The sequence below is a fragment of the Wocania ichthyoenteri Th78 genome (assembly GCF_000789235.1).
Taxonomy (GTDB): domain Bacteria; phylum Bacteroidota; class Bacteroidia; order Flavobacteriales; family Flavobacteriaceae; genus Wocania_A; species Wocania_A ichthyoenteri.
Window position 1 is genome coordinate 1,154,617 of record NZ_KN525716.1, and the last position, 10,736, is coordinate 1,165,352.

A 10,736-nucleotide genomic window follows, 5' to 3' on the forward strand; every position below is an offset into this window, starting at 1 on the left:
ATTTTTGCGTTAGGGATTGAAGCGGCATCCTTTTTTGCCATTAAAAGCAAAAAAGATATAGCGGAAAGCCCGACCCTTTTGGGGTAACGCCCAAATAATATAAAAACGTTACGACGTCATTACGAGAAGGTAACGACGTGGTAATCTTTCCAAAAGGAGCAGATTGCCACATCACGCAAAAAAACGTGGCTCGCAATGACAAAAATAGAAGAAGCTAGTTATAGTTTTTCATTGGTCACACACACAACTACACACAACACAACGACCATTGTTTAACATGATTTGAGTACAATTATGCTTGAATTACAAGAAAAAATTTATGATTCCAAAAGTTTTTAGAGAGGTCATTGACCTAGGAGACGGTAGAGAAATTTCTATCGAAACCGGAAAATTAGCAAAACAAGCGCATGGTAGCGTTGTTGTACAATCTGGAAAATGTATGTTATTATGTACAGTTGTTTCCAATTACAGGCAAGCAGATGTTGACTTTTTACCGTTAACGGTAGATTACAGAGAAAAATTTGCTGCTTCAGGACGTTATCCTGGAGGTTTCTTTAAAAGAGAAGCAAGACCGAGTGACGGAGAAGTTTTAACGATGCGTTTAGTAGACCGCGTTTTACGTCCGTTATTTCCAAAAGATTATCATTCTGAAACTCAGGTGATGATTCAATTAATGTCTCATGATGATGATGTTATGCCAGATGCTATGGCAGGTTTGGCAGCTTCTGCAGCAATCCAATTATCAGACTTCCCATTTGAATGTCCAATCTCTGAAGCTAGAGTTGGTCGTATTAATGGAGAATTCATTATCAATCCAACAAGAGCACAATTAGAAGAGTCTGACATCGATATGATGATTGGAGCTTCTGCTGATTCTGTGATGATGGTTGAAGGTGAAATGGATGAGATTTCTGAAGAAGAAATGACTGAAGCTATTAAGTTTGCGCACGAAGCTATTAAAGTACAATGTGCAGCCCAAGTAGCGTTAGCTGAAGCTTTTGGTAAAAAAGAAGTACGTGAGTACGAGCCAGAAAGAGAAGATGCAGATTTAGCTCAAAAAATCCATGACTTAGCTTATGATAAAGTGTATGCTGTAGCAAAAGCAGGTTCTGCAAAACATGAACGTAGTGCTGCATTCGCTGAAATTAAAGAAGACATAAAAGCTACGTTTTCTGAAGAAGAATTAGCAGATATTGGCGGATTAATTTCTAAATACTACAGTAAAGCTGAAAAAGCTGCTGTTAGAGATTTAACACTTAATGAAGGTTTACGTTTAGACGGTAGAAAAACTGACGAAATCAGACCTATTTGGTGTGAGGTTGATTACTTACCATCTACACATGGTTCGGCAATCTTTACGCGTGGGGAAACTCAGGCCTTGGCTACGGTAACTTTAGGAACATCTAGAGAGGCAAACCAAATAGATATGCCATCTTTTGAAGGTGAAGAGCGTTTCTATTTACACTATAACTTCCCTCCTTTTTCAACGGGAGAAGCAAGACCTATTCGTGGAACATCTCGTCGTGAGGTAGGACATGGTAATTTAGCGCAACGTGCCTTAAAAGGTATGGTTCCTGAGGATTGTCCTTATACAGTAAGAGTTGTTTCTGAAGTATTAGAATCTAACGGTTCTTCTTCTATGGCAACAGTTTGTTCTGGTACAATGGCACTTATGGATGCTGGTGTTCAATTAAAGAAACCTGTTTCTGGTATCGCTATGGGATTAATTTCTGATGCTGATTCTGGAAAGTATGCTGTATTATCTGATATCTTAGGAGATGAAGATCACTTAGGAGACATGGACTTTAAAGTAACTGGTACTGCCGATGGTATTACCGCTTGTCAAATGGATATTAAAGTAAAAGGATTATCATACGAGATTTTAGTGAATGCATTAAAACAAGCTCGTGATGGCCGTTTACACATCTTAGAAAAGTTAACTGATACTATAGCTACACCAAATGCAGAAGTTAAGGATCATGCACCTACAATGATTACAAGACGTATTCCTAATGAATTTATTGGTGCATTAATTGGTCCTGGTGGAAAAGTGATCCAAGAATTACAAAAAGAAACTGATACTACTATTGTTATTAATGAAGACCCTGTAACTGAAGAAGGTATTGTTGAAGTTTTAGGTGTTGGCAGAAATGGTATTGACGCTGTTTTAGCAAAAATAGATTCTTTATTATTTAAGCCAACTGTTGGTAACGTTTACCAAGTAAAAGTGATTAAAATGCTTGATTTTGGTGCTGTTGTAGAATATCTAGATGCTCCAGGTAATGAGGTTTTATTACACGTAAGTGAATTGGCTTGGGAACGTACTGAAAATGTAAGTGACGTTGTAAATATGGGTGATGTTTTTGATGTGAAGTACTTTGGCGTAGACCCAAGAACTCGTAAAGAAAAAGTATCTCGTAAAGCTATTTTAGAAAAACCAGAAGGTTATGTAGCAAGACCACCTAGAGATAACTCTAGAGATAGTCGTGGTGGACGCGATAACAGAGGTAGAGATAATCGCGGACGTGACAACCGTCGTGATGACAGAAAACCTAGAGAAGATAAAAAGGAAGATTAATTCTTTCACTAATCTACAATTTATTAAAGCCTGTTTCAAATTAAGAAACAGGCTTTTTATTTTTAAAATTTTAACCTAGTTTAGGGCTTCTATACATTTATAACAAAATTGTAATTTTTAAAACTATGATTTCAATTACATTAGAACCCTTTACTCATAATTCCAAAAGCTGCATAGCTATTAAATTCCCTTATAACTTTGAAGTAAAAGAATATATAAAAAAATTTAATGGTGTTTATTGGACAAAAACACACCGTACATTTTATATCTATTTTGATGAAGTAAGACTAGAAGATATTAAAAACTATATAAAAAAAGGAGGTTTTCAAATATTAAATGATACTAGAAAAAATAAAATTCCACGTTTTAGTAAGGGCATTAAAATTGAACTCAAACCATTAAATCCAGAAAAAACCAAAGTCTATCGTCATTTTTTAGAATTTCTTAAAGGTAAAAGGTTTAGCAAGAGTACCATTACGTCTTATGGCAGTTTTATACTTGAATTTTTACGCTTTACTGGTGAAAAACCCGTAAACGAACTCAATGAAAATGATGTAAGATATTATATAGAATGGGCTGTTAGCAAACTAAACTATGCTATTAGTACTCACCGGCAAATGGTTAGCGGCTTAACGCATTTTGCATATTTCTATCCTGCTTGTTCCATAAACTTAGAAAAAATTCACATGCCAAAAAAGGACAAAAAACTACCTACTGTTTTAAGTATTGAAGAAATTTTTTCATTACTTCAATTAACAAAAAATATAAAACATCGTGTAGTAATAGCTATGCTATATGGCTCTGGATTAAGAATAGGAGAACTAATCAATTTACAACTTAGTGATTTTGATTTTAAGCGGAAACAACTACATGTAAAAAATGGTAAAGGTCGCAAAGACAGATATACAACTATTGCAGAAAGTCTTTTCCCTTTACTTAAGAATTATCACAATACCTATAAACCTAAAGTTTTCTTTATTGAAAACCCTAAAGGGGGAAAATACAGTCCAGAATCTATTCGTGCATTTCTGAGAAAAAGTACAAAAGCCGCTGGTATTACAAAAACGGTATCACCTCATACACTTAGACACAGTTATGCCACACACATGTTAGAGCAAGGTATAGACATTCGTTATATTCAGGAACTTTTAGGACATTCTAGACCAGAAACTACAATGCTTTATACCCATGTTACAAGAAAAGATTTACAAGAGATAAAAAGTCCTTTAGATAATGCCATAAAAAAATTATCTTTACGGGATAACAGTAACAAAAAACTTACTATATCCTGACTTATTTACGGGATATCGGTAATAAATGTTACTATATAACGAGTTGGGCTTAATACAAAAACCAAATATGACGACAGAAATAATACTACTTTTAATACTGATAATTTTACTTGCTGTAAATCTGATTGTCACTTTATTTAAAAAGATAAAACTTGATTTTGATATTGAGGGAAATTTCAATGAAACAAAAAATTCACTCATAAAATTTGATTCTTCATTAGAAAGAACCGACAAGTCAATGAAAGATGAATTTCAAAGAAATAGAGAAGAATCAAGTTCCTTGTCAAAAAATCAAAGAGAAGAATTATCAAAATCTTTGGATGGTTTCAAAGAAGGGTTTGAAACTAATACAAAAAGACTAAACGATTTACTAAAAGATAGATTTGATGCTTTTAGCAAGCAACAAACTGAAATAAATCAAGAGTCCGAAAAAAGGATTAAGGAAGTAAAAGAAACAGTTGAAAATCAACTAAAAGAAATTAGAGAGGATAACGCAAAACAACTCAATGAAGTAAGAAAAACAGTTGACGAAAAACTTCAAAAAACATTAAATGAACGTTTAACTCAATCATTTGAGACAGTTGGCAAACAGTTAAAATCTGTTCAAGAAGGTTTAGGAGAAATGAAGAACCTTGCAACTGATGTCGGTGGTTTGAAAAAAGTGCTTAGTAATGTGAAAATGCGTGGAGGAATTGGAGAGGTTCAACTTGCAATGCTTTTAGAACAAATCCTTGCACCAGACCAATATGAAGCAAATGTAAAAACAAAAAAAGGTAGTTCAGCAACAGTTGAATTTGCCATAAAACTACCAGGGAAAAATGAAGATGAATCTGTTGTTTGGCTACCTGTAGATGCTAAATTTCCTAAAGATGTTTATGAAAAACTTCAAGAAGCTTATGAAGATGGAGATTTAGACAAAATTCAATTTGCTCAAAAAGAATTGGACAACACGATAAAGAAAATGGCGAAAGATATTAGCGAAAAATATATCGACCCACCAAATACAACAGATTTTGGAATTATGTTTTTACCATTTGAAGGTATTTATGCAGAAGTGGTTAGAAAAGCTTCATTATTAGAAACTTTGCAAAGAGATTTTAAAATAATCGTAACAGGTCCAACAACATTAGCTGCAATTCTAAACAGTTTACAAATGGGATTCAAAACACTTGCGATACAAAAAAGAAGTAGTGAAGTTTGGCACGTTTTGGGAGCAGTAAAAAAAGAATTTGAAAATTTTGGAGGTATGATGTCAAAAGCTCAAAATAATATAAGAACAGGCTTAAATCAATTAGATGATGTGATGGGTGTTCGTACAAGAGCAATTCAAAGAAAACTTAAAGATGTAACTTCACTTGACGAAATAGATACTACAAAGGTATTTCCCGAACTAAAAGATGGAGTTATTGACTTAGATGATGAAGATTAAAAAGACCTTTAATAATGAATGGCATTGAGAAACTGAAAGAAAATTTGAACGAACAACAGTTGGAAGCTGTAACAGAAACGGAAGGTTTTGTTAGAGTAATTGCAGGTGCAGGTTCGGGAAAAACTAAAGCTCTCACTCAAAGATATGCCTACATTGTCGAAGCATTAGGAATTAACTCTTCCAATATTCTTTGTGTAACCTTTACAAATAAGGCAGCACAGGAAATGCGAAAAAGAGTAAAACGATTAGTCGGAGAAAATTCAGACTTAAGTTACATAACCACTTATCACGGATTTTGTGTTAGAGTTTTAAGAGAAGACATAAACAAAATTAAGTACCCAAAGAACTTCATAATAATGGACGTTGAAGACCAAAAAACTGTTCTTCGACAAGTTTATTATGAGTTGGGTTTAACATCAAAAGTCTTTACTTTTAAGCAAGTTTTAAGATATATCAGTAAACAAAAAACTTCACAGGAATATCTGCAATACATCCTTGAATCAAAGAAAAAAGAAACAGATAACGAAATTGAAAAGGTCTTTATTCGGTATTTGGAAAAACAACAAAGAAATTTCGCTTTAGACTTTGACGATTTACTAAATTTTGCTCTTTACATATTCGTAAATAATCCTGATGTTCTTGAAAAGTGGCAAAAGAGATTACACTATATTCAAGTTGACGAAACTCAAGATAGTTCGCAAAAACAATTTATGCTAATTGAGATGCTTTCTCAGTTCCATAAAAATCTTTTCGTGGTTGGCGACCCAGACCAAACCATCTATGAATGGAGAGGTGCAAAACCTGAAATTTTGGTTGATTTTGATAAACAATTTACTGATTCAAAAACAATCATAATGAATCAAAATTATCGTTCAACACCAAATATTTTAAGTCTAGGTAATCACATCATAAAAAACAACAAAATTCGAGTAGATAAAGATATGTTTACTCAAAATCCAAAAGGTGTTGAAGTTGTTCACTTTCACGGAGAAAATGATTACGAAGAAGGATTATGGGTCTCAAATGAAATCAAAAGACTTGTAAAAGATGAAAACTGTAAATATTCAGATTTTGCAATATTATACAGAGCAAATCATATTTCACGTAGTATTGAACAATCTCTAATTCGAGAAAATATTCCTTATTCGGTTTTTGGCGGTATTCGATTTTTTGAACGTAAAGAAATTAAAGATGTCTTAGCATATTTACGATTGATTGAATTTGAAGATGATTTTTCCTTCTTAAGAGTTGTAAATACGCCAAGTAGAGGTTTAGGGAAAAAATTTATAGAAAATGTAGCGAAAATTGCCGAAAAAGAAGGCATTTCTCTTTATTCAGCCTTGCAACAAAACATAACTGACAAAGATTTAAGTCGGAAAGGTGCAATTGAATTTGTTGAACTTATAGAAAAGTATAAAAAATCAAAAGCAGATTTAATTATTTCAGATTTAGTAAAAGAAATAATGGACGAAAGTGGGTTATCTGCTTATTACAGAACTGATGGAGACACAGATAGATTAGATAATATCAAAGAACTTCAGAACTCTATAATTTTATTAGAAACACAAGACGAAGAACCAATAAACCTTACTGAATATTTGCAAGAAATTGCACTTTACACGGATATGGATATTGAAAATGATAGAAATGACCGAGTTAAATTAATGACTATCCACACTTCTAAAGGTTTAGAGTTTCCTTACGTTTTTCTTTGTGGCTTCACAGAAGGTGTATTACCAAGTGCAATGTCAATTAAAGAAAGAAGAGCAAAAGCAATTGAAGAAGAAAGACGTTTAACATATGTTGCAATTACAAGAGCCGAAAAAGCATTTTATATGACTGAATCAGAAGGATTCAATTTCAGCACAGGTTTAAATAAATATCCTTCACGCTTTCTATTTGAAATAAGCGACAATTATTTTGTGCGAAAAGGAGAATTAAGTCAAGAAATCATAAATGAGGCTAAAGAACAACTTAAACTTGACGCAAGTCGACAATTAATTAAAAAGAAATTTGATGTTGGAGACTTGGTAAATCACTTGATTTGGAAACAAGGCAAAGTGATAGAAGTAAACGAAGAAAAAGGAGAATATCAAATTGAGTTTCTCGAAACGGGAAAAACGAAACCGATAAATTTTGAATTTAGAGGTATAACGAAAATCGAGAAGCAAACTGAACTTACAGAGGAAGAAAAGACTGAAAAATCAAAATCGGATGAAGATTGGAATTCGTTTGTAAAAAACGAAATTCAAATTAAACAAAGCGAAAAACCTGAAATTCCCGAACCGGAAGAAACCAGCGTAGAGGAAAAGAAAGACTTGATTAGAAAAAGAATAGCTGATTTAAAAGAAGAAAAGGAATTACTTGATAAAATAAAAGACGAAACAATTAAATCAGAACTAATAGTCGAACCAAAAAAATCGGCAAAAGAGACGACTAAGGAACAAGAAACGGAGGAAAAAATACTAAGCCCAACAACGTATAAAAGTAATGGCGGGAATAGTGCTAAACCCAAAGAAAATAATAAAAATAATTTATGGTCTAAACTGAAAGGTTTGTGGTCTTAAACCGCCACTACTCTTATACAAGACCGTTACCTGTAATTATGAAAAACATACTGCTTGCCATCATATTATTGCCAATATTAACTTATTGTCAATCATCAAAATCTTACTTGGAATTAGTTGATAATGCAAAAACAAAGAAAAGTGCGAAACAAATTGAAAATCTGATTATCGGAACGTGGGAGTTTGAAAAATTGACTGATAAAAACGGAAAAATAATTGCCGAAATAAAACATTTTGTAAATGACACAATTACTGCCAATGAAGTTGTTTGGCGACCAAGTATGCGGATTGAAAAAAATGGGACTTATGAACTAATTGGTTGTGAAAACGCGGAGAATTGTGAAAGTGGAAAATGGGAATATGACTCAAAAGAAAAGGTCGTTATAATGACCTTTGACAAACCAAAATACAACGTTCCGATTGACAAACTTGCGCCTGGCCTTTTGGAACAATTAAAAAAATCTGGTTCTTTAATTGAGTTTACGAAAAACGAAATAGAAATAGCGGAAATCACTCAAACGGAATTGAAAGTGTTTGAATTTTTGGAAAGTGACGGAACTGAATTTAAGTATAATTTAAAAGTATATCGGAAAAAATAACTACAGGTAACACCGTGTAAAAAACATTGCTTATTTTAGGCTAAACCAAAAGTCGTTGCATTTTTGTTACATCTGATTTTCCTGCGGAAAATCCTCGCACACAAAACCGCAACGTTCCTTACACAATCACGTTAGGAAGAATAACCACAAGGGCACGCAAACGAAACATTAAATTTTTTAGGCAATAGATGAATTAATAGCAACACGTAACCATAAATCAAGTCACAGCACAAGCTTATCGCTTATCATAAAATTTAAAATTTCCACTGTTTGCTTATTCTTCCTAACCCGCAAAGTATAGACTGCACTCTGACTAACTTTTAGTATATTTATTAACTAATTGAAAACCCTTATGGTAACTACTACCTAACAAGCTATAAGATTCATAGAGCGCAGCAAACGGTTCCAACCTGTATGCTGCGCATCCACGAACCTTATACTTTGCGGGTTGCCATTAATACTGAAAAACCGACGAACTAAATGATAAATAAATTTTTAAATGCTAAACATTGGCTATTATTCACTTTAATGTTCGGAATTCCGATTCTTATACAAATAGTCGTTATGACTTCAATGTTTGCGAATATTGACTCAAACGGAAATCCTGACCAAACAGGAATATTGAACATGATGAAGATATTTCCAATAATAATGGTCATTTACGTTGGACTATTTTTTGGCTGGTTTTGGTCTATTGGAATTGGACTACAGAAGTATATTCCGACTGACATTAATATGAAAATAAAAAAGTTTAAAATTTTCTTCTTCATTCCTCTGACTTATATTCTTTTCTTATTAATAATAATCGGAACTACATTTTACGGATTTTCGTCTGGAAATAATGCTGCTGGCGGAATTGTTGGAAAAATGTTATTTATTGTCATTCCAATGCATCTATTTTCAATGTTCTGTATGTTCTATTTATTATATTTTGTATCGAAAACAATCAAAACGACTGAATTAAAACGAACTGTTACTTTTAGTGATTTTATAGGAGAATTTTTTATGATTTGGTTCTTTCCAATCGGAATTTGGTTTATACAACCGAGAATAAATAAAATAGCATCTGAAAAAAGTACTAATGGCAACAATGTATAAAAATAATTGCTCGATTTTGGGCTTAACCAAAGGTCGTTGCAAGTATACTACGTCTGATTTTCCTGCGGAAAATCCTCGCACGTAAACCCGCAACTATTCTTATACGAGACCATTGGCAACAATAAAACAAACGAATGAAATTTTCCGAAAGATTAGGATATAAATCGATAAAACAAGAATTACAATTTGAAATCATAGATATTGAATTGAAAAATTCGCTATGGACAATATTTCTTGATAACTATATAAATAAATTAGAACGAAAAAATTACACTACAGGTCGGAAAGAACTTTATATATATACATATTCTCTTTGGTTAAATTTTTTCAAACTACCTATAGATACATCACCAATATCCCAGGACCAATATGTGAGCAAAGATTCCTTAATTAATCATATTAGAAAATTCTTTTTTTCTGATAAAACAGAATGGTACGAAATTTATGATTTGATTGAGTTTTCCGGAAAATATTCAAAAGGTGACTATTTTGAATTATTTAATAAAATTTTTGAAAGAGAAAAAGCTGGTTATAGATTTCTAAATTCTCAAATTGTACCAATTTCATCCAAAGAAGAAATACAAGCAATTGAAGATGCAATAAGTAACAATGATTCTTTTAAATCGGTAAAAACACATTTAGAGACTTCATTGAAATTACTTTCTGACAAACAAAATCCTGATTATAGAAACTCAATTAAAGAATCTATATCTGCAATCGAATCTATGTGCAAGATATTTATTGGAGATGATAAATCAACATTGGGACAAACATTAAAGAAACTTGAAAATGATGGACATTTGCACCCAGCTTTGAAGAAAGCTTTTAGTTCCTTATATGGTTACACAAGTGATGACGCAGGAATTAGACACGCGCTAATAGAAAGCGACAGAGAAATTGATTTTTACGAAGCAAAATTTATGTTGACTACTTGTTCTGCATTTATAAATTTTTTAAAAAGTAGGATGTAAAATTACTGTTGCCAACACCGTATATAATTTATTGCTTGGTTCTAGCCTACTTACGAAAATCCTCGCGGATTTTCTATTCGGTTTTTATTTTTAGTTGCTTAACCACGCAACAAACCATATACAAACACGTTAGGAAGAATAACCACAAGGGCACGCAAACGAAACATTAAATTTTTTAGGCAATAGATGAATTAATAGCAAC

General features: G+C 32.6%; 7 protein-coding genes. All 7 read left to right on the forward strand.

Features of this window, described 5'->3' with window-relative positions:
* Positions 1-319 precede the first annotated feature (319 nt).
* The 7 genes from RG22_RS05000 (at position 320) to RG22_RS05030 (ending at position 10,534) form a co-directional block, all read left to right on the forward strand.
* Complete coding sequence (locus RG22_RS05000) at positions 320-2,578, forward strand: polyribonucleotide nucleotidyltransferase (RefSeq protein WP_034041351.1); 2,259 nt, start codon at positions 320-322, stop codon at positions 2,576-2,578.
* A gap of 125 nt (positions 2,579-2,703) precedes the next feature.
* Positions 2,704-3,870 carry a site-specific tyrosine recombinase/integron integrase gene (gene xerA / locus RG22_RS05005; protein WP_034041352.1) on the forward strand — a complete coding sequence of 389 codons (1,167 nt, stop codon included), beginning with the start codon at positions 2,704-2,706 and terminating at the stop codon, positions 3,868-3,870.
* A gap of 67 nt (positions 3,871-3,937) precedes the next feature.
* Complete coding sequence (locus RG22_RS05010; protein ID WP_034045755.1) at positions 3,938-5,299, forward strand: DNA recombination protein RmuC; 1,362 nt, start codon at positions 3,938-3,940, stop codon at positions 5,297-5,299.
* A 14-nt stretch (positions 5,300-5,313) separates the two neighbouring features.
* Positions 5,314-7,866 carry an ATP-dependent helicase gene (locus RG22_RS05015; protein WP_204244172.1) on the forward strand — a complete coding sequence of 851 codons (2,553 nt, stop codon included), beginning with the start codon at positions 5,314-5,316 and terminating at the stop codon, positions 7,864-7,866.
* Positions 7,867-7,904: 38 nt separating this feature from the next.
* A complete protein-coding gene (locus RG22_RS05020; protein ID WP_034041353.1) occupies positions 7,905-8,465 on the forward strand; it encodes a hypothetical protein in 561 nt (186 codons plus the stop codon).
* Between the two features lie 480 nt (positions 8,466-8,945).
* Positions 8,946-9,563: a hypothetical protein gene (locus RG22_RS05025; protein ID WP_034041354.1), complete on the forward strand. Its 618-nt coding sequence runs from the start codon at positions 8,946-8,948 to the stop codon at positions 9,561-9,563.
* A 134-nt stretch (positions 9,564-9,697) separates the two neighbouring features.
* On the forward strand, positions 9,698-10,534 hold the full coding sequence (locus tag RG22_RS05030; RefSeq protein WP_034041355.1) for an AbiJ-NTD4 domain-containing protein: 837 nt from the start codon (positions 9,698-9,700) through the stop codon (positions 10,532-10,534).
* The last annotated feature ends 202 nt before the right edge of the window (positions 10,535-10,736 follow it).

What these genes read in the sequence shown, in the direction of transcription:
- RG22_RS05000 (WP_034041351.1), top strand. Translation starts at nt 320, where the DNA reads ATGATTCCAAAAGTTTTTAGAGAGGTCATTGACCTAGGAGACGGTAGA.
- xerA (WP_034041352.1), top strand. Translation starts at nt 2,704, where the DNA reads ATGATTTCAATTACATTAGAACCCTTTACTCATAATTCCAAAAGCTGC.
- RG22_RS05010 (WP_034045755.1), top strand. Translation starts at nt 3,938, where the DNA reads ATGACGACAGAAATAATACTACTTTTAATACTGATAATTTTACTTGCT.
- RG22_RS05015 (WP_204244172.1), top strand. Translation starts at nt 5,314, where the DNA reads ATGAATGGCATTGAGAAACTGAAAGAAAATTTGAACGAACAACAGTTG.
- RG22_RS05020 (WP_034041353.1), top strand. Translation starts at nt 7,905, where the DNA reads ATGAAAAACATACTGCTTGCCATCATATTATTGCCAATATTAACTTAT.
- RG22_RS05025 (WP_034041354.1), top strand. Translation starts at nt 8,946, where the DNA reads ATGATAAATAAATTTTTAAATGCTAAACATTGGCTATTATTCACTTTA.
- RG22_RS05030 (WP_034041355.1), top strand. Translation starts at nt 9,698, where the DNA reads ATGAAATTTTCCGAAAGATTAGGATATAAATCGATAAAACAAGAATTA.